The sequence below is a fragment of the Achromobacter sp. GbtcB20 genome, assembly GCF_019091095.1.
GTDB classification, from domain to species: Bacteria; Pseudomonadota; Gammaproteobacteria; order Burkholderiales; family Burkholderiaceae_B; genus Achromobacter; species Achromobacter mucicolens.
Map to the genome: position 1 here is coordinate 55,781 of NZ_JAGXJZ010000001.1, position 24,693 is coordinate 80,473.

Annotated in this window: 10 protein-coding genes; 7 read left to right on the plus strand and 3 right to left on the minus strand. The window is 59.7% G+C overall.

All coding sequences use genetic code 11. The annotated features are described in order from the left end of the window. Window positions 1-57 precede the first annotated feature (57 nt). The 6 genes from KVT32_RS00305 (at window position 58) to KVT32_RS00330 (ending at window position 17,707) form a co-directional block, all read left to right on the plus strand. A complete protein-coding gene (locus tag KVT32_RS00305) occupies window positions 58-10,281 on the plus strand; it encodes a hemagglutinin repeat-containing protein (RefSeq protein ID WP_217617481.1) in 10,224 nt (3,407 codons plus the stop codon). Then, a complete protein-coding gene (locus KVT32_RS00310; protein WP_152384862.1) occupies window positions 10,278-10,595 on the plus strand; it encodes a hypothetical protein in 318 nt (105 codons plus the stop codon). The genes KVT32_RS00305 and KVT32_RS00310 overlap by 4 nt, the downstream gene beginning before the upstream one ends. Before the next feature lie 667 nt (window positions 10,596-11,262). Then, on the plus strand, window positions 11,263-11,877 hold the full coding sequence (locus tag KVT32_RS00315) for a hypothetical protein (RefSeq protein WP_152384861.1): 615 nt from the start codon (window positions 11,263-11,265) through the stop codon (window positions 11,875-11,877). A gap of 193 nt (window positions 11,878-12,070) precedes the next feature. Further along, window positions 12,071-16,525, plus strand: coding sequence for a hemagglutinin repeat-containing protein (locus KVT32_RS00320; protein WP_254636710.1), 4,455 nt, complete (start codon window positions 12,071-12,073; stop codon window positions 16,523-16,525). Further along, the gene (locus tag KVT32_RS00325; protein WP_217617483.1) at window positions 16,522-17,001 is read left to right on the plus strand and encodes a pentapeptide repeat-containing protein; all 480 of its coding nucleotides are present in this window, start codon (window positions 16,522-16,524) and stop codon (window positions 16,999-17,001) included. The genes KVT32_RS00320 and KVT32_RS00325 overlap by 4 nt, the downstream gene beginning before the upstream one ends. Before the next feature lie 274 nt (window positions 17,002-17,275). Beyond that, window positions 17,276-17,707 carry a hypothetical protein gene (locus KVT32_RS00330; protein ID WP_152384858.1) on the plus strand — a complete coding sequence of 144 codons (432 nt, stop codon included), beginning with the start codon at window positions 17,276-17,278 and terminating at the stop codon, window positions 17,705-17,707. Between the two features lie 583 nt (window positions 17,708-18,290). Here the strand turns inward: KVT32_RS00330 and KVT32_RS00335 are convergent. Beyond that, window positions 18,291-18,467, minus strand: a complete 177-nt coding sequence (locus tag KVT32_RS00335; RefSeq protein ID WP_217617484.1) for a hypothetical protein — start codon at window positions 18,465-18,467, stop codon at window positions 18,291-18,293. A gap of 2,213 nt (window positions 18,468-20,680) precedes the next feature. Here KVT32_RS00335 and KVT32_RS00340 point away from each other — a divergent pair. After that, window positions 20,681-21,931: an IS256 family transposase gene (locus tag KVT32_RS00340; protein WP_152384857.1), complete on the plus strand. Its 1,251-nt coding sequence runs from the start codon at window positions 20,681-20,683 to the stop codon at window positions 21,929-21,931. A 172-nt stretch (window positions 21,932-22,103) separates the two neighbouring features. On the opposite strand, the gene KVT32_RS00345 is transcribed toward KVT32_RS00340, so the two are convergent. After that, window positions 22,104-23,762 (minus strand): ABC-F family ATP-binding cassette domain-containing protein, encoded by a 1,659-nt coding sequence (locus tag KVT32_RS00345; protein ID WP_217617485.1) that lies wholly within the window; start codon window positions 23,760-23,762, stop codon window positions 22,104-22,106. Window positions 23,763-24,131: 369 nt separating this feature from the next. Further along, complete coding sequence (locus KVT32_RS00350) at window positions 24,132-24,605, minus strand: Lrp/AsnC family transcriptional regulator (RefSeq protein WP_056324093.1); 474 nt, start codon at window positions 24,603-24,605, stop codon at window positions 24,132-24,134. Between the last annotated feature and the right edge of the window lie 88 nt (window positions 24,606-24,693).

The window sequence follows — 24,693 nt, forward strand, 5'->3', positions numbered from 1 at the left end:
TCCAAGCTTCGTTCGTTGATTGTCTGGTCCATCGTCTTCACGCAGGTCTGGACGCCCGTGCTGGCGCAGACGCTGCCGATCTCCGTCGACAAGAACGTGGCTGGGCAAAAGCCGACCGTGGGCGTCACCAACGGCGTGCCGGTCGTCAACATCGCGCCGCCGTCGGCGGGCGGCGTGTCCAACAACCGCTACACGCAGTTCAACGTGGGACCGTCCGGCGTGGTGCTGAACAACAGCGGCGGCGCCAGCCAGACGCAACTGGCCGGCCAGGTGGCCGGCAATGTCATGTTGGGCAACCAGCGCGCCACCACCATCCTGAACCAGGTCACCGCGCCCAACCCGTCGCAACTGATGGGCACGCTTGAAGTCGCGGGCAACCGCGCCAACGTCGTCGTCGCCAATCCGGCAGGTATCACCTGCAACGGTTGCGGCTTTCTGAACGCCGATCGCGCCACGCTGACCACGGGCCGTCCGCAGGTGGGGCCTGACGGCAACATCGCGCTGGAAGTGGCTGGCGGCAAGCTGCGCGTCGAGGGCCAGGGGCTGAACGGCACCGCCGCCAGCCAGGTCGACCTCATCGCGCGGACGCTGGAAATCAACGCCGGCGTCTGGGCCGACCGGCTCAACGTCACGGCGGGTGCGGCGCGCGTGGACTACGCCACCGGCAACGCGACCGCTGGCCCAGGCGAGGGTTCGGCGCCCGTCGTGGCGCTGGACACCGCGGCGCTGGGCGGAATGTACGCCAACAGCATCCGGCTGATCGGCACCGAGGCCGGCGTCGGCGTGAACGTGGGCGGCAACCTGGTTGCACTGACCGGCAACCTGGAAGTCAGCGCATCGGGCGACGTCCGTATCGCGCCCAGCGCCGCCGTGCAGGCGGCGCGGGATCTGCGGCTGGCATCCGGGCGTGACGTGTCGGTGGACGGCGCCGCGCAAGCCGCGGGCAACGTGGCGCTGGCCGCCGGCGGCAATGCCGCGATTTCGGGGGCGGTGGGCGCGGGCGGTTCGATCGATGTGAACGCGGCAGGCAACGTAAGCATCGCCGCGCAAGCCGCGGTGCAGACGCAGGGAGCGCTGCGGGTCGCGGCCGGGCAGGATCTGTCGTTGGGCGGCTCGCTGCTGATGGGCGGGCAAGACGTGCGGGTTGAATCCGCGCGGAATGTGCGGATCGGCGGCGACATCGCGCCGGGAGGGACGCCGCCGGGCGGTGGCGCAGGCACGGGGAACGCGGGCTCCGGTGGTTCGAGTTCCGGTTCGGGGTCTGGCTCCGGGTCGGCGGCGGGCGGTTCGAACGCGGGCAACGGCGGCGCGGCGGGCACCGCCACCGGCGCGGCGCAAGTCGGCACGAATTCCAGCGGTCTGGTCACAGCAGCAGGCGCGGTAGCGCTCAAGGCGGGCCGCGACATGGTGCTGCCAGGCCAAGTCACCGCCGCGGGCGCGTTGCATGCGCAGGCTGGCGGCGACCTGACGACGGGGGCGACCGCTCAGATTCAATCAGGGGGACCCGCCCAGATACGTGCGAGCGCGGACCTGAACCTGGGCGGACTTGTCGGCGCGCGCGGCGACTTGTCGCTGATGGCCGGGCGCGACGCACGGGTGACGGGCAAGGGGTCCGCCACCGGCCGCATCGGCATCGACGCGGCGCGCGATCTGCGCATGGACGCACCCGCGCAATGGGACGCCGAAGGCGAGATTGCCGCCAAGGCGGGCGCCGGCATGACGCTGGCTGGCACGCTCCGCGCCAACGGCAACACTGCGCTGACGGCGGGCCAGACGCTGGCGGTCGACGGCACGATCACCGCCGCGTCCGGCAGCATGACCGTCTTGACCGACGGCGACGTCGTTCTCGGCGCGAATGCACAGTTGGCGGCGGCCGGTCCCGTTGGCCTGACGGCTGGCGGCAGCCTGCAAAGCCTGGGCAAGGTCACGTCGCTGAAAGACCTGTCGATGCAGGCGGCGCGCGACATGACGCTTGATGGCGCAACGCTCGCGACTGGCGATCTGCAGGTGCAGGCGGGCGAAACTCTAGCGACATCTTCCGCCTCACGCCAGCAAGCGGACGGCTCGGTGATCGCCATGGCAGGCGACGCGTCGCTGGCGGGCGCCTTCATCGCGGGCCAATCCGCGCAGGTCACTACGCAAGGCAGTCTCCGGGTGGACGGCACGCTACTGGCCGACGCTGGCACGCTTCAAGCCGCCAGCGGCGGCGACATGACGCTCGGGTCGGCCAGCACCCTGCAGGCCGCGCAGCAATTGACGGCCCTGGCAGGCGGCAACCTGCTCGCAAATGGCGCCGTCTCCGGTGAAGCCGACATTCATCTTTCCGCAGATTCCCGCGCCGAACTGAACGGCAAGACGGTCGCCAACGGCACCCTGCGCGCCGAAGCGGGCACGGACCTGACGGTGGGCCAGGGCGGGCTGGCGCAAGGCAACGCCAATCTCTTCCTCGGTGCAGGCCAGGACCTGCGCGTCGCTGGCACCGCAGGCACCGCGGAGCCTGCCGCGGGTCAGGCAGGGCTGCTGCAAGCCCAGGCCACCCGGGATCTCTTTGTGACTGGCCTCGTCACGGCGGGCACGCCCGCGAGCCTGACGGCCCAGCGCAATCTGGGCGTCGACGGCACCGTGGCGGCGCTTGCCGGCAACCTGACCGCCGACGCGGGCGGGCAATTGCGCGTCGGCGCCACCGGCCGCATGCAGGCCGCGCAGAACCTCATCGCGCAATCGGGCGCCGACCTGGCGTCCGACGGCGTCATCGTCGCGGGCGGCGGCCTGACGCTGGCGGCGACCGGCGATGCGCGTCTGGGCGGCACGGCTGCTGCGCTGGGCGAGGCGGGCGCGGGCAATTTGCTGGTTACCGGGCGCGATGTGATCGCCAAGCAGGGCGCGCAGTTGCAGGCGGCGGGCACCCTCACGGCGCAAGCCCAACGCGACGTCAGCGCCGCCGGAGCGTTGGCGTCCGTGGGCGACATGATGCTGTCGGCTGCGCGCGATGCGCGCGTGGACGGCACCGCCGCCAGCGATGCGAACCTGACCCTGACCGGCCGCAACGTCGCGGTCGGTGCGGCAGGTCTGGCGCAAGCCGCCGGCACGCTCACGTCCACCGCGCAAGGCACATTGCTTGCCGCCGGCAGCATGCTGGCAGGCATCACGCAAACCCTCAGCGCGGGCAGTGGCATGACCCTCAACGGCACCGTGGCCGCGTTGGAAGGCGACCTGAAGCTGGAGACGCAAAACGGCAATCTCGACACGGGTTCTGCGTCCAGCCTGCAAGCGGGCGCAGCGCTGACCGCCACCGCGGGCGGCGCGCTGAACCTCATGGGTTCGGCTGCCGCCGGACAAGCCATGACGCTGCGCGCGGGCGGCGACGCCACGCTGGGCGGCGTCGCGGCCACCCAGGCCGGCAACGTCACCATCGTTGCCCAGGGCGCGCTCTCAACCACGGCCGACGGCCGCATCCAATCCGCCGCGGACATCGACCTCCAGTCCGGCGGCCTCTTGAAGAACGCAGGCATTGTGTCCGCGGCAGGCGCAGCCTCGCTGTTGTCAGATACCGGCCTGACCAACACCGGCTCGGTGCTCGCGGGTGGCGACGTCATCGCCACGGCAAAAAACGCGCTGAACAACAGCGGCCGCTTCATCGCCGGTGTCGGCGAGGACGGCACGCTCAGCCTGCCCGGCAGCGTCAACTTGACCGCAGCCTTCATCACGCACCCGGGCATCAGCGCGGCCGGAAGGGACATGACCCTGGTGGCAGGCGGTATGGATCTGTCCGGCGGCAACGTCTCGGCCGTCGGCAAGCTCGGGCTCACAACCTCCGGCGACATCACCACGCGCAACGCCGTCCTGCACGGCGGCAGCGTCGACATCGCCGCCTCCAACTTGCGCAATCAAGACGGCAAGATCACGTCTGCCAGTGAGGCCATCGTCAAACTGGGTGGCGAACTGGACAACACCGCCGGCCTGATCGCCGCCGCGAACGACGCACGCATCGATGCCTCGCGTATCGGCAATGCCGGCGGCACGCTGGCCGGCGCGAATCTCACCTTGGTTGCGACCGGCGCCGTCGACAACCAGGGCGGCCTGATTCAGGCCGACGACACCCTGACCCTGAACGCCGCCAGCCTGGACAACCGCGCCACGCTGACCGCATCCGGATCGCCGCCCAAAGGCGTGCTGGCCAAAACGGCCACCATCGTCGCCGGCGGCATCAACAACCAGTCCGGCGCCATCAGTGCGGGCCAGGACCTGACGCTGGATACCGGCGAGCTGGACAACACCGGCGGCAACATCGCCGCTGAGCGCTACGCGACCATCAAGGCCGCAATGCTGAAGAACCACCAGGGCGAGTTGCTGGCCGGCGAACGCCTCGCGGTCACGATTCAGGCGCTGCAAGGCCTGGGCCTGCTGCAATCCGCGCAAGACCTGTCCTTCACCTACACCGGATCGCTCAACCAGACCGGCGACCTCGCCGCCGGCCGCGACCTGACGATGTCGGTCGGCGGCAACATGGACAACAGCGCCACCGTCAGCGCTGGCCGTGACCTGACCATCACGGCCAACGCGCTCAACAACCAGGCCAGCGGTGAGCTGCTGGCCGGACGCAACAACACCATCAACGTCACCAACGGCCTCACGAACTCGGGCCTCATCGACGGCGGCGCGACCCACATCAACGCAGGCCGCGTCGACAACTTCGGCCGCATCTACGGCAACACCATCGCTATCCGTGCGGGAGAAATCGTCAACGGAGCAGGGCCCGGCGGCGGCGCGGTCATTGCGTCCCGCGGCGATCTGGATATCGGCGTGGGTTCGCTCGTGAATCGCGAACATGCGCTGATCTACGCGGCCGGGGATATGCGCATTGGGAGCGCGCTGGACGCGAATCGCAAGGCGATCGGGCAGGCTGCGTCGCTCGTCAATGCGTCGGCGACGATTGAGGCTGCGGGCAACGCGGTGATTTCCGCGGTGTCGCTGCAGAACATCAATACAAATTACGCCAGCGAAGTTGTGCCGGTTCAGAAGGCCCCCAAAATCTACGTGACCCCGGCTGGCACGACCGACATGTACGACATGGAAACGCATTGGTTGTGCGACAAGGTCACCGCGCTTTGCGGCAAAACGCCAGATTGGCTGGACGACGATCCTGAGCGCAGGTTTCTGCTTCCATCCACAAGGTATCCCTACGAACGTTACGGTCCGCCGTTCGACTACACGCGCGGCGGCAGGGGCCAGTCCGGTGTCAATACGCCCATTTCCTTGGCCTACAAACCGGCCGTCTATACGTGCAATGGTGGTGATGCCGGTGAGTGCTATGACGTTCCAGAGGATTTCCTCTACAGCCTGGACGCGCGAGTGTGGTCTGTTTTCGGCGTGACACCTCCGGCGCCACTTCCCTACTGGAGAGAGCCCGCAAATCCTTGCTACGGCAATCAACCCCGGTGTGTTCAAGAGGCGGAGCAGCGCCTCGCATACGAGAATGCGTACGCTGCATACAAGGCCGCGTATTTGGAACTGGATCAGCGCATTCGCGAGTTCAATGCCGATTTCCGTACGCGCTTGGTCGGCACGTTTACGTATTACGTCGTCGAAGAGACCATCACCGAGACCCGCACCCTTTCTTCCGATCCTGGCCAGATTCTGTCTGGCGGCTCGATGACGCTGGTTGGAACCGTTACGAATGACAAGAGCCAGATTGCGGCCGGCGGCACCCTGTCGGTCAGTGGTCCGGCCATCAACAACATCGGCGCTGGCGGCCAGCGGGTCATCACACGCCTCGGCACGGCCACCGTCACCCAGCCTCGCGACAGCGACCGCAAGGAATACTCCGAAGCCTACAACCGCACCCTCGCCGCCGAATCCATCGAGCTGCCCGTTGGCACTTCCGGCGGAAACGTGTCGGTCTCGCTCAGCGGCACGGCGCCCGGCGCAAGCGCCGCCACCGCGACCGGCCCCGTCCTGGTTGCCAGCCTCGGCTTGCCCGGCGGCAACGTCGTGCGCACGGTCTCCAACCCGGCCACGATTCCCGACAGCCAACTCTTCGCCGTCAACGGCACACCCGATGCCCCGTACGTCGTCGCCACCGACCCGCGTTTCATCGGCAACCGCGAGTCCGTTTCCAGCGACTACCTGTTTGGCCTCCTGCAACAGCCCGGCGCACCGGTCGGCAACGCGGGCGCATCCGGCGCCATCAAGACGGGCTTGGGCAACACCCCCGGTGGCCTGAACGCCCTGATTCCTGCCGGCGCAAAATTCCTCACGCCGTCCGGCGAACCCCGCCGCCTGGGCGACGGCTTCTACGAACAGAAACTCGTCTCCGACCAGATCCTCGCCACCACCGGCCGGCGCTTCCTGGACGGCTTTGGCGACAACGACAGCCAGTACAAGCAACTGCTCGCCAACGGCGCGCAATTCGCCCTGACCAACGGCATCAAACTCGGCGCCGCGCTCACCGACGCCCAGCAACGCCAGCTCACCACCGACCTGGTCTGGCTGGTCGAGCAGACCATCACGCTGCCCGACGGCACCACCGAGACTGTGCTGGTCCCGCAGGTCTACCTGCTAGTGCGCGAAGGCGACCTGAAGGGCGACGGCACGCTCATGGCCGGCCGCGACGTCAAACTCGCCGCCGACGGCGACATCACCAACAGCGGCACCATCGGCGCGCGCGACGCCACTGTCATGACCGCTGCCAACATCGTCAACCAGGCCGGCGGCCTGATCCAGGGCGCCATCGTCGACCTCGCCGCGCGCGAAGACCTGATCAACCTGGTCTCGCTCATCAAGGGCGACAACGTCGCCCTGTCGGCAGGCCGCGACATCGCGCTTACGTCCACCTCCGCCTCGGAGAACAACGGCGCCACCTGGGGTTCGTACGTCTCGGGCGTGTCCCGCGTCGACGCCGGCAACCTCAGCATGCAAGCCGGCCGCGACATCAACCTGACGGCTTCGCAAGTCACCGCCACGGAAGACGCGCGCCTGCAGGCGGGTCGCGACATCAACCTGGCCACACTGCAGGAAAGCCACGGTGAATCGCTGGTCCGCAACAAGAAGAACCGTCACGACCTGAGCACCAGCTCGGAAGTCGGTTCGTCCATTGCGGCGGATGGCAACCTTACGCTGATTGCCGGGCAGGACGTCAATGCGCGTGCCGCGGACGTGACGGCGGGCGAACAGCTGGCCGTGGGTGCCGGACGAGATATCAACCTGATGGCGGGCGTGCAGACCGGCTCGGCGTACGACGAGACCCACTACAAGACCAAAGGGTTCATGTCGTCGAAGACGACGCATACCAAAACGGCCAGTGAATTTGAGCTCGCTCAGGCCTCCAATTTCATGGGCGACACGGTTGCGCTGATGGCCGACCGGGACCTGAGCGTCCAAGGCTCCAACGTCGTCGGAGATAACGACGTGTTGCTCGCGGCAAATCGGGACATCTCGATCGCCGCGGCCGCAGAATCATACAAGGACTATCAATACGAAAAGGTCACGAAATCGGGCCTTGGCGGTGGCGGTGGCTTCAACATCGGCTACAGCAAGCAGGCCAGGACCGATTGGATGAAGGGAGAGAGCGGCGGCTTTTCCGCGAGTACGGTAGGAAGCGTCGGCGGCAACGTGACCATCGATGCGGGACGCGACGTCGGTGTGTTCGCCAGCAGCGTGCTGGCGCAGGATGGCGATATCTCAATCGCCGGCCGGAACGTGGCCATCGTCGCAGGCGTAGGCGAAGCTCGCCAGCACGAGTATCACGAGTTCAAGCAATCGGGAATCACCATCGGCGTGGCCGGTGGCATGCTGGGTGCAGCCCAACAGATCCATGGCACGCTACAACAGGCTGGAGAAGCCAAGAGCGGACGTCTTGCAGCGGTCAAGGTGGGGCAGGCAGCGTACCAGGCCGTGCAAGCCGACAGGATGATGGACGCGGCCGATGCACCCAACGCCAAAGCAGCGCAGAAGGAAGCCGCAAGCGCGCAGATCCAAATCAGCGTGGGCTCCAGCAAATCCGTCAGCGAAACGAAACGCAGCCAGGAAACCGCATTTGGGTCGTCCATCATGGCAGGCGGCAATGTCTCCATCGTTGCGTTGGGCGAGACGGGTGTCACCGGCTCCGGCAATCTGTCGATCATTGGAAGCGATGTCACCGGCAAGAACGTTCTGCTGGCGGCGACCAACGACCTGCACCTTCTTAGCCAATCGCAAACTTCCACAGAAACCTCAACCAACAAGAACAGCGGCTGGAAAGTCGGCATCGGTATCGGCGTGTCGGACAGCGGCAGCGGCGGTGGTATTAACATCTTCGCCAGCGGCTACGCCGGAAAGGGTAACGCCAACGGTAACGGCACGACGTACCAAGAGTCGCAGATCAGCGCTCGCGACAATTTGACCCTGATCTCAGGTCGGGACACCACCCTGATGGGTGCCCAAGCCCGCGCAGACAGCATCCGCGCGGACATTGGCCGCAACCTGACGATAGTAAGCCAGCAGGACACAGACCGCTACAACGCCAAGCAAAGCCAGGTCAATGCGGGGGGCAGCTTCAGCTTCGGCTCCATGACGGGTAGCGCATACATTGGCGCCAGTATCGGCAAGACCAAGTCCAACTACGACAGCGTTATCGAGCAGTCAGGCCTGTACGCGGGCAGCGGCGGCTTTGATATTTACGTCGGCAAGCACACGCAACTGGACGGGGCGGTAATCGCCAGCGATGCGGAAGCAGCCAAGAACAAGCTGTCCACCGAGACGTTCGGCTTTACCAACATTGAGAACAAGGCGACATACAAGTCCACGACGGCTGGCGTGAACCTGGGAATGTCCGGCGCTTTCGACATCGCAAACAAAGGCGGTGCCAATGGATTCGGTCCGTCGGGGTTGAGCTTTGGCCAAACGGGCGGCAGCGATTCGGGCACCACCTACGCCGCCGTTGCGCCGGGCACGATTGACGTTCGTTCAGATAAGGAGACGGGCCGCGATAGCACGGCGGGCCTGAGCCGCGATACCGCGGGCGCGAATGGCAGCATCGGACAGATCTTCGACAAGGACAAGGTCCGCGAGCAACTGGAGTTCCAGCAGGCGTTTAGTCAGTTGGGGATGCAGATTGCTGGGGATGTGCTGAAGGATTTGAAGGGCAAGGATGAGGAGCTCTGGGGCGAAGGTAAGCCTGGTGCCATAGCTCTGCACGCGGCCATTGCGGGTATTGGAGCGGCGTTAGGCGGAGGAAGCGTCGCTGGGGCGATCGCCGGCACTATTGCAGGTGATCTAGCAAGCAATCTCGTGCAGGAACATATTGCTCTCGCGGTGGCCGACTTGCCTGTCGAACTCCGCAGCCAAGTCTCGAAAGTCATTACGAATGTGGTCGCAAGTGCGGCAGGGGGATGGACGGGCGGCCTGAGCGGAGCAGGAGGAGCTGCTGCGTCGAACATGTTCAACCGCCAACTCCATCCCGATGAGACTGAATGGATTGAAAAGAACGCCAAGTTGTATGCATCAAGGAAGGGGATATCTGAGGAGGATGCGATACAGCAATTGGCCGCCCAAGCCTACCGACAGGTGCAAACGGGCGCAGCGGGAGACTGGGATGCAGAAGCTCAGGCATTTTTGAAACAGGCGCACGGCATGCTCCCGGACGGTGGGTACATGTTCTACGCCCCCCCATTTCAGCGGAACGATTCAGCAATGTACGAGGCAGATCTGCCTCTAGTAGCTGATTTCTACGCAAAAAATGGACTTCAGTTTCCGGAGGACGCCAAGATAACGGATGCGGCCACAAGGAATGCTCAAGTAGCAAATCTGATGGCCAATATGACAGTAGCCGCTGGAGGAGTGGCTGCTTTTGCGGCGCTGGCGGGACTTCCTCCCTCTCTAGTAAGCTGGACAATCGCTAATCCCGCCGATGCCGTAAGCATAGGAGTCATATCTACTGAAACGGCAGTTGCGATCCAAACCGGAGCGATTGCGCCCTCGCCAATTGGGGGACTGATACCGAGCGCTCCCGGTAAGGTCCTGGCACCCATCCGCACTGGTGTGGCGGATGATATTGTCATCACATTTGGTAGGGTAGAAAATCAAGCGTTTCACGCTTTTCGACACGTGGAACGGGCGGGACTCGATCGCGAAGTTGTTCGTCTTGCTATTCAGGCAGATATATCGACGGTCGGTGCGGGAATGCGGCTAGGTCAGTATTCCGGTTCCGTGACTGTGAATGGCACAAAGCTGGAATATAGCGCATTTAAATTGCCAGACGGCACAATTAATGTGGGACGGATAACTCCCCCGAGGATTAGATGATGAGAAAGCTACGGGCGGCTGAGATAGGTTTCTTAAAAAAAATGATTGAATGCTCGGGCTGTGAAAGAAAAATTTCTTGGCCGCTCGAGGATTTGCTTGTGGAAGAAATGGATGATGGTGATATGGGAAGCTTATCGTTTGTTTCTGAAAAAAGTTGTCGAGCGCTTGGCGAGGATATCGCTAAAACAGAGTTTTTCGATAAGGACGGCATTCTCGTTTTAGTAACGCTGAGTCTAGACAACTATGGTGATCTGTTCGAAATGGACGTGTGGAAAACCGATTTTTCAAGGTTAATAGCATTTCCAATAGTGTAAATTTCATAAGAAGTCAGTTGGTAAAAAATGTTGGTGATGACTTCAGTGATTCGGATAGGGGAACTCTTGGTGTTCCTCCTGGGTTGTCGCGAGCGATATAGGAAAATGAGCCGTGTCGTCTGCTCAGAAGTACTGCTGAAGTGAATAAGTTACAAATTATTGAGCCTATCGGCCGAAAAATTTGAAATTGACTGTTTCGGTCGCAAGGAGGGTGGAGCAAACCACCGGTCAGTCGAATACGACTTGTGTGGTGTTCTTTGACGCTTAATGAGTTCGACTTTAATTATATAAAGTGCATCCTTACGGCATCGGTTCGCCGTTATTGCTGCTTTCCGTTCATGGCATTTCGGTTCAGGTGTGGGGGATGCCTAGCAGTTTGAAGAGATTGTTTGAATTGTTGGAATTAGAAAACCGGAAGTCTGCCCGAAAAGGCACGCCGCGTTTTGATTCGAAGAAATGAATGAACCTCCCGACAGCTTCCGAAGTGAAATTCATCTTCAGATTTTTTAATGAAAAATTTGCCGAAATATGGTGGGGAGCACGTACAGATAATGATGGGGTGTCCTGATTGAAATGTGGTGTTGAGGATGCTGGGATTGCAATGGTTGATATTTAGAAGTCATTTGCAAAGATTTCTTCATTCGCCCTTTTCGGTTGCTCATTCATTATGGGTACGCCACCTGCAGCTTTAAATTCTAACCCGTCGCCCAAAGATAAAATCAGCCCGGTTCTGATTTATGCATCTGATTGCAATTTCAAGAGGATAATAGATAGTTTTGGTATTTGGGGTGCGAGAACAGCCTATCCAGCTGCTTATGCAGGCGAAGCGGTATGCATAGCGTTGAACAACGAACTTTCAATCGCAATGGATGCGGCGGGAATTGCAGCGACAATTAGGACCCGCAAGCCAGACCCGAAATCGGCCAGGCCGAGCACACTGAAAGAAGACGCTGCGACCATCGGTGCAAAGTATGTTGTGGCAGTTGGGGAGCCCAACGGATTTGCCGGATATCAACAGTACCAGCCCAGCGTTGGCGTCAACATTCGACTGTACGACGCAGAGACCGGGGAATATCGGGGCCTTGCCGAAGACACATTCCCGATATCGCTGCGCGAATTTTCCAGTCGAGGTCCTTCCCAGGCAGCGCAGAACATTGCAGAGAGCATTGCGAACAAGTTGGCGCAAACCATGCTAGAGCGGTGTACAAAAAAGTGCCCGTATCAGTGCGAAAATATTGGGGGTATGCGCTTTGCAGAGCCGAGGGATGCGTACGGCAAATGAGGCAAACTGCAAGAGCGAAAGGTCTTTTGCAAACCGCGATTATTAATTTTTACGATGAAAGGCAGCGAATGAAGAGCCAGTCCGCGGTGAAAACAAAGTTGGCGATGATTGTTCTAGTCGGTTTTGTGGCTGGTTGTGCTCCGAAAAGTCCGTACTTGCCAAAAGAATACGATCCCGCAGCCAATGTCCGGCGTTGAATTTATTTTGGAGTCGCAACCGCGAGTCCGTCTCCAGAGACTACCTGTTCGGCCTCCTGCAACAGCCCGACGCTCCCGTCGGCAACGCGGGCGCATCCGGCGCCATCAAGACGGGCTTGGGCAACACCCCCGGAGGTCTTAACGCCCTGATTCCCGCCGGCGCAAAATTCCTCACGCCGTCCGGCGAATCCCGTCGCCTGGGCGACGGCTTCTACGAACAGAAACTCGTCTCCGACCAAATCCTGGCCACCACCGGCCAGCGCTTCCTGGACGGCTTTGGCGACAACGACAGCCAGTACAAGCAACTGCTCGCCGATGGTGCACAGTTCGCCCTGAACAACGGCATCAAACTCGGGGCCGCGCTCACCGACGCCCAGCAGCGCCAGCTCACCACCGACCTGGTCTGGCTGGTCGAGCAGACCATCACGCTGCCCGACGGCACCACCGAAACTGTGCTGGTCCCGCAGGTTTACCTCTTGGTGCGCGAAGGCGACCTGAAGGGCGACGGCACGCTCATGGCCGGCCGCGACGTCAAACTCGCCGCCGACGGCGACATCACCAACAGCGGCACCATCGGCGCGCGCGACGCCACCGTCATGACCGCCGCCAACATCGTCAACCAGGCCGGCGGCCTGATCCAGGGCGCCATCGTCGACCTCGCCGCACGCGAAGACCTGATCAACCTGGTCTCGCTCATCAAGGGCGACAACGTCGCCCTGTCCGCAGGCCGAGACATCGCGCTTACGTCCACCTCCGCCTCGGAGAACAACGGCGCCACCTGGGGTTCGTACATCTCGGGCGTGTCCCGCGTCGACGCCGGCAACCTCAGCATGCAAGCAGGCCGCGACATCAACCTGACGGCCGCGCAAGTCACCGCCACGGAAGACGCACGCCTGCAGGCGGGTCGCGACATCAACCTGGCCACACTGCAGGAAAGCCACGGTGAATCGCTGGTCCGCAACAAGAAGAACCGTCACGACCTGAGCACCAGCTCGGAAGTCGGTTCGTCCATTGCGGCGGATGGCAACCTTACGCTGATTGCCGGGCAGGACGTCAATGCGCGTGGCGCGGACGTGACGGCGGGCGAACAGCTGGCCGTGGGTGCCGGACGAGATATCAACCTGATGGCGGGCGTGCAGACCGGCTCGGCGTATGACGAAAGTCACTACACGAAAAAAGGGTTCATGTCGTCGAAGACGACGCACATCAAAAAGGCAGTTGACTGGGAGCAGTCCCTGGCCACTACCTTCACCGGCGACACCGCTGTCCTGATGGCAGGGCGCGACCTGAACGTATCGGGCTCGAACGTCGGCGCGCAAATGGACTTGGTGCTGTCCGCCGAGCGCGACGTCAACATCCTAGCGGGTCAGAACGCCCAGGACAGCTACGACTACAAGATGGTCAAGAAGTCCGGCTTTGGCGCCATGGGGGGTCTTAGCTACGGTTCCAGAAAACAGACGGACTCGCTCGACAGCAAAAAGGTATTCCACAACGCCAGCACCGTTGGCAGTGTTGAAGGCGATGTTCTGATCAACGCCGGCAAGTCGCTCAACATCACGGGCAGCAACGTCATTGCACGCCAGGGCGATATCACCTTGATCGGAAAAGAGGTGAACATCGGAGCGGCATTCGACACCACACAGGAAAGGGAATTTCACGAGGTCAAGCAGTCTGGGCTGACCCTTACTGCCAGCACTCCAATCGCCGATGCCGTGCAGACGGGCGTGCGCATGGCTGACGCTGCGGGTAAAACGGACAACTCCGTGATGAAGGGGCTGGCGGGCGCGACGACTGCATTGGCAGCCGTCAACGCGTACGATGCCGTCCAGCAAGCGGCCAATGTGAAGGACGCCAATGCGGTCCAGCAAGCTGGCGGCGTCAGCATCAAGCTCAGCCTAGGCAGCAGCAAGAGCAGCAGCACAACCGACCGCAACGCCTCAAGCGCCTTTGGGTCGACCGTTGCCGCGGGCAAGGATCTGACCGTCCTTGCGCAAGGCGCGGGCAAGGACTCGAACATCACGGTCACCGGCTCCACGCTGTCGGCTGGCAACAACGCGGTGCTCAAAGCCGAAGGCGACATCGTGCTGGAGGCCGCGCGAAACGTCTTCGAGCAAAAGACCACCAGCAAGAGCAGCAGCGCCAGTATCGGTATCGGCTACTCCTCCGGCGGGCAGCAAAACGGCTTCACGCTTGAACTTGGCGCTTCGGTGGGTCGAGGCAACGCCAACGGCAAGGACGAAAGCTGGACCAACACCAACGTGACCGCCGGCAATGTCTTGGCGATCCAGTCCGGCGGCGACACCACGCTAAAGGGTGCGGCCGCGAAGGCGGATCAGATCATCGCGTCGGTTGGCGGCAATCTCTTGCTGGAAAGCTTGCAAGACAGCAGTAAGTACGATTCGAAGAACAAGAGTGCGGGTTTTGGCATAAGTCTGTGCATTCCGCCGTACTGCTACGGCTCAAGCAATGCTTGGGCGAACGCCGGCGTCGGCAAGATAAACAGCAACTTCAATACCGTGACTGAGCAAACCGGCTTGTGGGCTGGCGATGGCGGTTTCCTGATTGACGTCAAGAACAACACCACACTCATCGGCAGCGTCATTGCCAGCAGCGATAAGGCGGTAGCCGACGGCCTGAACAAGCTGACCTCGGGAACACTGGTCACTGAAGATCTTAAGAACACGGCGCGCTACAGCGGCAGTCAGGTGTCCATCGGCGGCGGGTTCGGGTTTGGTGGGAAGTCAGGCGACTCGGGCTTGGGCACCACCAAGGGCGGCCAAGTCGCAGGGGGCGCGTCCAAAGATGCGGGCACGTCCGTTTCCACGGGCAGTAGCGGCTTTGGAATGGGCACCCCGATCGTGGTCGCGGCAAGCGGCAACAGCAGTTCCACGACGCAAAGCGGCATCAGCGGCGGGACGATCGTCATTCGTGATGAAGCGGGGCAACTGGCGCTGACCGGTAATACGGCTGCCGAAACAATCTCGGCGTTGAACCGGGACACGTCAGACACGCTGAATGCGCTCAAGCCGATCTTTGACAAGGAGAAGATCGAAGCGGGGTTTGAAATTGCGTCGGAAGCCCAGCGGCAGATGGGGCAGTTTTTGACGAATCGGGCGAAGGAAGCGGATGCGTTGGAAAGCGAACTGGCCAACGAGCTAAAGAAAGTGGGCGGCGGTGATCCTGTACGCATCGCCGGACTAGCCGATGCGCTGGAAGACGCAGCGAAGTGGGGACCAACTGGCGAATATCGATTGATTGCCACAGCGATCCTGGGTGGTGCGGCAGGCAACGTTACAGGCGGCGCTTCCGAATTCGCTCGAGCCAGCGCTGTGAATTACCTGCAGGGACTAACGACTCAGCAGGTAAAACTCTACGCCGATATGTTGGGAGATGGCGCTGAGGCGCAGGCCGCTCGCGCGGCACTGCATACGGTGGTGGGCTGCGCGGCCGGTGCCGCACACGCTGATGGCTGTGGGGCGTCCGCCTTGGGGGCTGGTGCGGCATCGGTGTTGAACGCGCTTCTGGACGCAGCCAGCGGAAAAGCCGGGTCAGCGTTGTCTCGTGAGGACAAAGAGGCTCGTAACAACTTGGTTTCCGTGCTGTTGGCGGGAGTGTCTGTCGGATTGGGGGCGGACGTTGCCACGGTGGTTAGCAGTGCAAGGTTGGAGACAGAGAACAACGGTGTGGGGACTCTGTTAAAGCGGGGAGGGATGGCGGGCGTGAGTGCTTGTTTCCGTTCGCCAACTTGCCGTGAAACGGTGCTCAGTCCAGCACAATATTTGACGATCAACCTTCTGGCGGCCGAACTAATGGCCAAGGCGCCGGGGCTGCAGGACAACCAAGCGCTATTGCTTGCGGTGACGAAATTCATCGCGGGTGATGTGCCGGAGGGTTTGCCGGGACGGCCGGGCGAAGCAATTCCACCGGTCGGGCTTCCGCCAAGTGACGGCATCGGCAAGATTCCGGAGACACAGTTGCCTGGTCAGCCGGGCCAAGCGCCGAACGTGGCCGGTGTGCCGGGGCAGGAGAATAATGGGCCGATCGGCGGGACTACGACAACCTCGCCGATCTCAACCCCTGGCTCCGCTACCATAATATTTAATTATGGGGATGGACAAAGGCCGGATAAGCCGCACGTTAGGTCTGGTGCGGAAGTGACACCTGAAATAATAGAAGAAGCGCTGCGTGGGGACCCAGCATTGGGAGCGCAGGGAGCGGTTTCCTTACCAGCGATTCAGCGTTATGTTGATCGGCTGCTGGCGGGAGAAACTCCGCCTCCCATTAAGATGGACGGCGGTGTAATTATTGATGGCAATCACAGATATATCGCGTCCCGTCTGTTAGGGCGGGATATAGAAGTGACCCCAGGCGTTCTGCCGAGCTCGATGAAAGGGAGTGTGAGGTCGGTTTCTGGGATAAAGGTAGATTATACGGATTGGGGGGATGAATGATTGTTCTTATTTATCAGACCGGTGAAACGTTGACATTGGATTTAGATACCTTGGTAGGCGCAAATTTTGAAGGAGAGAATCTGCACCGAATAGTTTTCGATGGCAAGGTGCTTCACGACTGTAATTTTTCCAATTCATTATTAAGAAATGCTGCATTTATAGGTGCCGACCTTTCTCGTGCAAAATTTCGATTCGCTAAGTTAATTAATGCGTACTTTAGGTCCGCCATATTAAAAGACTGCGATCTACAAGGCGCTGTGCTTGTGGGGGCCGATTTGACATCCGCTGATTTGACAGGAGCAAATCTCTCAAACGCGGATGTTCGATTCTGCAGTTTTAAAGGGGCTATCATAAAGCGCGCCAATATGGACGTCGTTAATGCGACAGGTGCTGATTGGGATGGCGCGGTTTATGATGCGGGAACGATATGGCCAGTTGATTTCGACCCTGGGGCGTTCGGGCTTGTGAGTGAGTAACTTGAAGTTTAAGAGAGGATGAATGTTATTTGTTTTATGATTTGACAGGTAAGGCTTTCCCGTGCTTCGGTTAACCCTTGCTCCGATCGTCTAACAGCCAATGTCTACTTGACAGGGGTCCTTACGACACCAAGTAACCCCATAGCATGGGACGAAAAGTTGTGGTACTTACCTTCTAGATATGTGAATGGAGTGGGAGTGGAGTCGGTGTGGGAAAAGTGTTACCGATAAATGTGACGGTTGATCCGACCTATAGATCTGGCGGAGGAGAAAAGTGAAGGCATATCGTTTCGAGGTCGGTCAAGAATATGCAATTTTGATAGGTTTCGGGCTACTGGTTCTGGCGCTTTCGATTTTGTGGTTTGTGCCTGGTCGCAGGAGGAAGGTGGAAAAAGGGCGTTCTGAACGCTTGAGTGTCCGCGTTACGACTGTGTGCAGGAAAGGGGTGCTTTATTCCACCGAGATCCTTACAAGATTGACTGTATATAATGACCGGCTTGTGTGGTGTTTTTTTACACTAAATGAGTTTGAGTTTAAATATATAAAAGTGCATCCTTACCAGATCGGTTCGCCGTTACTGCGGCTTTCCGTTCATGGTATTTCGGTTAAGGTGTGGGGGATGTCCAGCAGCTTGAAGAGATTGTTTGAATTGCTGGAATTAGAAACTCGAAAGTCTGCCGGAAAAGGCATGCCGGGCCTGGTCTGAAGCCTTGAATATTCCCTAGAGTTTCCAAAGTGAATTAATGAACCTCGACTGTGACACCAAACGGACGCCCGCACCTTCGCAGTGTTGAAAAAAGTGTCCTGATGCAGGCTAGCCTTTTTCAAAAAATGCTGAGCGGCCTGGAATCTGATAGGTTTCCAGTCTTTCGTCTAGTATTTAATCGACTGGGAAAGTCTGCTGAAGATAGGTGTGTGTGCAGATAAATTTGCAGGGAAGTTCAGGGTGAAAGAATCGTTGATAAAGGACGGCAATTTCACGCGGCCGAATCGTATGTTGCTCTCGATTTTTGGAATAGTGATGTGTGGGATTGGTTTGTGGCTTGATATCTATTTGATCGCATTAGTAGGGATGCTGGTCGGCGCCGTCGGAATGTATGCGTCTAAAGCGGCCGCAGTGCGGATAAAGCCCTTCGGCCGAGGCGATAATCGTTAGGCAAGCTAAACTAAACCATGCGCAAGAGAATGATCCGGCGACTGCCCAATGCTCGTTCTGTCGTAGTGCTTGCCGGACACCCGAGCCGACTTCGGCCGCCCGTGACCTTAGCAAGCCAGCAAAACACGGGGCGCTACAGCGCCAAAGCGAAGTCAGGCCAGTGCGGATGCAGCTTTAGCTTCGGCTCCATGACTGGCAGCGCTTCTATTGGCGCCAGTATCGATACCAAAATCTCACCCCGGTATTTACTGAAATTGGTGATCTCCTTAAAGGAATGAATCTTGGGGTCCCCTTCAAGTAAACCGATCAAGAGAATTATCATCAAGGACGGAAATATTCGTTCGTCAATTCAGTTGCTCCTTGTAGGGGTTGGTTGGGGGGGGCGCATATTTCGGATCTGAAATTTCTTTTTGTCTTGGGATTATCGGTCTCTGCATTGCCGCGATTGGGGGATACTCGGGTTTGGCCGGAAGCGTCGGTGTTAAGCCGTTTAAGGATAAGTCGCCGCGACTTTAAATGGTCAGTCAAGCGCTCGACATTGGGTCCCGGTGTGTACTCGATCTTCTAATTAATGTCATTAGATCGAAGATCAATCGAGTCGGCCCAATCTCGCGGCGTGCGAGAAACGGAGATAGTCCCGTTTCTCCGCACGCTCTGGGAGAGGTTGGTAACGTTCGAAGGCACCGCAGCGAGGTACTCGGATCCTTGAGGGCTGGAGATGCCGTGGTTAGTACAGCAATTGGCGCTGTCGGAAACCGGAGCGCATTTCTTAGGTCATTTCGCTAAGCGAGCGTCCAAAATAATGAAGAAATTATTGATGCCGAATCCGCATGCATGCGGAGTTTCAGTACTCATAGATATCGGCGGAAAAACGGCAGGAAACGCCGCTACAAGTGGAGTTTTGCTGCTCAATGTGCTGGGAGGGTGTCTAAATTGCAGGTGTTGGAAATGATCAAAACATTGTCGAGATTTCTAAAAAATCTTGCCGTCCGTGATGGGCACTTGCGTTATGGGTACATTATTATTCTTGTTCTCTGCGGAGGGGGGGCTGGTTATATCTGATCTATATCGTTGGGATACAGGGTGGGTGTATATTGTTGGGTTGGGAATTGCGGCCTTTGGTGGTTTTTCTGCCCAGGCCTATATGCTTAGAATTCGCCCCTTTGAGGATCCGCCATATCCGCCGAATTGGATTAATGATCAAAAAGAGGAGGTCAACAAAGGAAATTGAAATATTTATGTTGGTTTTGCGGGAAGCGCATATCCATGGGCTAGCATAAGTTTCAGTCCTGGCAATTGTTCTTCGATGATAATAATGAATATTATATGGTCGATTCGTACAAGATTGGCGCGGTACTTACGCTACTTGCTCTTTCTGGTTGCTCGTTCATTATGGATCGCCTCCGTCAGCGTTGACTGTAAATCCTGCACCAGAAGAGAAAATCAGCCCGGTCCTGATTTATACATCCGATTTGATTTCAAAAAGAAAATCGATGGTGTTGGTATTTTGGGTGCTACGACAGCCTATCCGGCTGCTTATGCAAGCGAGGGGGTATGCATAGCGTTGAGGTTGATGCTGTGCGAGACCGTGTAAAGAATCATTTGAATGACAATATATTCTTTAAATCTGGTAATTCTGCAGATCACGTCTACAAGATGCTAACTTTTCAATTTCCTGAGTGGAGAAAAAACTGTCTCGTTGAATGACCGAAGTGTGTGGGTCGTCGCATCGGGAAGTTTTTGAGAGTTCACAAGGTGCGTAAAGCTTGGCTCTTGCCGCGTTAAGACTTTCGTACCTGCAAGGGGAGCTGGAGGTTTCTTGAGCGTCGACCAGTCACAAGTTTTTTTTATCGACTGGTCTTTGTGATTGCCGGGGTCGATGTTTCTTTCGACTAAATGTTTGGCGCACAGGCGGGATTTAATTGTGTGGGTTTGTGTTGGGCGGGATAGGGGCCGCTACAGCGCCAAAGCGAAGTCAGGCCAGTGCGTACGCAGCTTTAGCTTCGACTCCATTTAATTGCTGAAATATGAAAAATCACTCGTCAGAGACATGGCCCGAAACGTTCAAGTCTGTATTGATCAGAGACGGCAATTTCAAGCCGTTTTTTCGATTCTTCTTTGTGATTGTCGGTGTCGCTGTCATTTTTCTGGATTTGAATGTTTGGCGCACAGGCTGGTTGAAAATCCTCGGGTTTGTGATGGGAGGGATAGGGGGGTATTCCGCGAGGGCGCATTCGCTGGGTATCAAGCCGTTCGACCCGTCTCCCTATCCAGACGGATGGTTAAAGAAACGTAGGGCAGCCAAAGACGTAGGTGAGAGTGATCCCGAAAGGCCAGATCTGTAGTCGAACGTACTGTGGAGGATGTTCCACAGGTAAAACCCGTTCCATGCGCTTTCGTCGTTTGAGCAATTCTTTTCGTACCTCTCGCTGAGCATGAACCTTTCCAACTCTAATTGGGGGGGCCGTTGGGAGTGTCATAAATTTTGTGTTTGGGGCCTAACATGTTGCTCAAGGAGCATGTATGGCTACCAAGAAAAAGACACCGCTGAGGGAACTGCCGGCGATTCCCGCAGAGTTGGTTGATCAATTCGTCAAAGGCCCTATGACCGCCGAGGCGGTGCAGGACCTGTCGATGGCGTTCAAGAAGGCGCTGATCGAACGGGCCCTGGGAGCAGAATTGGGCCACCACCTGGGGTATCCGGCCGGCGGCGAGCGCCCCGAGCAGGCCACCAATCAACGCAACGGCAAGAGTTCCAAGACAGTCCTGACCGATGACGGGCCGCTGCGGGTGGAGATCCCACGCGACCGCGATGGCAGCTTCGCCCCGATCCTGATCCCCAAGCACGAGCGCCGCTTTACCGGGTTCGACGACAAGATCATCGCCATGTACGCCCGCGGCATGACGGTGCGCGAGATCCAAGGGTTTCTGCTCGAGCAGTACGGCACGGAAGTCTCGCTGGAGTTCGTCAGCTCGGTGACCGACGCGGTGATGGAGGAGGTCACGGCCTGGCAGACGCGGCCTCTGGAGACGATGTATCCGGTGGTGTTCTTCGACGCGCTGCGGGTCAAGATCCGCGAGGACGGCGTGGTGCGCAACAAGGCCGTTTACTTGGCGCCGGCGGTGTTGCCAGACGGCACGCGCGACATCCTGGGCCTGTGGATCGAGCAGACCGAAGGCGCCAAGTTTTGGATGAAGGTGTTCAACGAGCTCAAGACCCGCGGCACGCAGGACATCCTGATCGCTGTCACTGACGGTCTGAAAGGCATGGAGCAGGCGCTGAACGCGGTGTTCCCGGCCACGACGCTGCAGACTTGCATCGTGCACCTGATCCGCTCCAGCCTGGAATACGCCAGCTGGAAAGAGCGCCGGACGGTGGCTGCGGCGCTAAGGCCGATCTACACGGCAGCGACCGTGGAGGCAGCGCTGGCCGCGCTCGTGCAGTTCGAGCAAGGCCCTTGGGGCCAACGCTACGCGCCGATCGCTGATGCATGGCGCCGGGCCTGGGACCGTGTGATCCCGTTCTTTACGTTCCCACCGGCGATCCGCAAGGTGATTTACACCACCAATGCGATCGAGAGCATTAATGCCCAACTGCGCCGCGCGGTGAAAACGCGAGGTCACTTCCCAAGCGACGAAGCGGCCACCAAGCTACTGTGGCTGGTCTTGCGCAACATCACCGGAGCCTGGGGCAGCGCCACGCACGACTGGAAGGCCGCTATGAACCAGTTCGCCGTGATTTATGCAGAACGCTTCACCAACCCGTATCGCTGAGATAGCATCCATAAGCCTGATAGAAACAACTATCAGACTTCTAACGCCTCAAACACAAAAATACTGACACTCCCGGGCCGTTCTCAGGACGGCAGGCGTGAAAGGTTTGTGCAACTTCCCCACAGTCATATCTGCGCCGACGGTGCTAATTGATCCCTCATCGGCCGACCCTTCATACCGCAGTCAGCCGCCAGCCTCGAACTCCCCGCACCAATTCATGCGTAGGCGCAATCCTCCCCAAAAACGCCTCATCATGCGACACCACCACCATCGCCCCGGGATACGTTCGCAGCGCCTTCTCCAATGCCTCCATCGACTCAATATCCAAGTGATTCGTCGGCTCATCCAGCAGTAGCAACTGCGCGGGCGCTTTCCGCCACAATGCACATGCCAGCGCAGCCTTGAGGCGTTCCCCGCCGCTCAAGGTCCCGGCGGGCGCATTGACCTGCTCAGATCCCAGGCCCAGCAACGCCAACCGACTGCGAAGTTCACCTTCCGATAACGTGGCGCCCAGCGCATGAAGCGTCTCCAGCAGGGACTTATCTTTCGGAATGACGGACGCCCGCTGGTCCAGCATGGCGGTCGGCACGCGGACGTCGCAGAGGCCTTCGTGCGGAATCAACTCCCCCGCCAACATCGATAGCAACGCGCTCTTCCCGCAGCCATTCGGCCCGCGAATTGCCAAACGGAAAGGCCCGGACAGGGTCATCGTCAGCGCGCAAGCGTCCGCTGGATAGGGCGGTCTCGCATGCTCCAGATGCAGTACGCGGCGGCCCTGCGGCACCGCTGTTTCGGGCAAAGCCAGTGCGACGTTGGCCGATTGATCAATCTGTGCGGCTGCCTGCCTAACCGCGTCATCCAGCGCGGCAACCGCATCCTGCCGCCGCACGTTCTCTCTGCCCGCATGGGCTTGGGCATTCGCCTTCTTCATTCCCAGCAGAATCGGCGCCTGGTTCGCATCCCGGGCCTTGCGGGCGTCGCGGGCGGTGCGTTGTTGTTGGGCATCGTGTTGCTGGCGCAGCGTGCGCAGGGTGGAGGCCCGTTCGTTGCGGGCGTGTGCTAGGGACGCTTCGTTCGCGGCGGTCAAGCGGTCGCGGTGGTCGCGGTAGGCGGAATAGTTGCCGGAATGGGCATTGAGGTTGCCGCGATCCAATTCGACGATGGAGGACATGGCATCGAGCAGCGTCCTGTCATGGCTGACGACAATCAAGCCGCCGCGCCAGGCGGCGATCTGATCCATGAGCCAGCGGCGGGCGCCTGCGTCCAGGTGGTTGCTGGGTTCGTCCAGCAGCAAGGCGTCGGGGGTTTGCATCAGGACGCCGGCTAGCGCGACGCGGGTCAGTTCGCCTCCACTGGCGGCCGATGCGGGATGTTTGGTCTGCCACGCAGGTAAGCCCGCGTCGGCAAGCATGCGGGTCCATTCATCTCGGATGCGCCAATTGCCCTCGGCGAGGTCGTAATCCGCTTGGCGGGTGCTGCCGGATTCGATGTTGGACAAGGCGTCAAGAATCGGCGCGATGCCGGCGACTTGGGCCAAGGTGGCGAGGTCCGATCGTGGTTGTTCCTGCGGGACGTAGGCGATTCGGCCGTGACGCACGATGCGGCCGCTTTGTGTGGCGATAACGCCTTGCGCCAATTGCAGCAGCCCGGACTTGCCCGCGCCGTTGCGGCCGATGAGGCCGTGGCGGATGGGGGCGAAGTCGTGGCTGACGTCGCGAAGCAGGACACGGCCGTCTGGCAGCGCATGGCTGATGTGACGCAGGCTGAGGAAAGGCGCCGACGCGGGCGGCTGAGGATGCGCCGGCGCGGGCGCGTGAGAAGACTGGGCCATGGAAAGCTCTCCGGAATCGACAAGGCGCGTTGCGCATAGCGCAAGCGGTGATCTGGGGGAGGGCTTAGAGGGTCATGGCCGGACGAGTCTCCGCGATGGGGGAATAAGTGAAATTCGAGCAGTGTGCCGCGGGAAAGTTCCGGGCTGCACGCTGCGAAGCATTTTAACGGGCTGGCGGCACCGTAGACGCATTGCCGTTTTTGCACCGGCAACGGGCAAGCGAAACGCTGGGCCGTTTTGAAAGGGCGGCTGCCATTTAAACCTGTGAACGGTAGGGCATATGCGGCCGTTATTGAAACACATGACCGTTAAGGCTCAAGCAGCCGGTAAAAAAAACATGCGGTCGTCAGCGACGCCGCCCGATTCCCCTCAATCCTCCAGCAGCCGCAAATCAGGCGGTCGGTTTTCGATAATGGCTTCCATGCTGAAGAACCCCGTCACCGTGGACAGCTCAAAATCCGTGATCAGCTTCTGATAGAACCGGTCGTATCCTGCCATGCCGCGGCAGACGACTTTGATCAGGTAGTCCCAATCGCCGCCGATGCGATAGAACTCCGTGACTTCGGGCAGCCGTTCGACGTGCTGGCGGAATCCGTCAGCCCAGGCCTTGGCATGGTGGCTGGTGCGGATCATGACGAAGACGGTCAGATCCAGGCCCAGGGCGACCAGGCTGACCTCTGCGCGCGTGCCGCGAATGATGCCGCAGGCGTTCAAGCGTTGAAGCCTGCGCCAGCACGCGTTCTGGGAGAGGCCGACCCGATCGGCTAGCTCGCGCTGCGACAAGGAACCGTCTTTTTGCAGGCAGTTGATGATGCTTAGATCAAGCTTGTCTATTTTTTCCATGGATTCGATCATATGACCCGTTTGTGCGAAAAAACAGCAAAAAAACGGTGATGTTTCATCTGGGTATCCATCGTATGATATTTCCGAA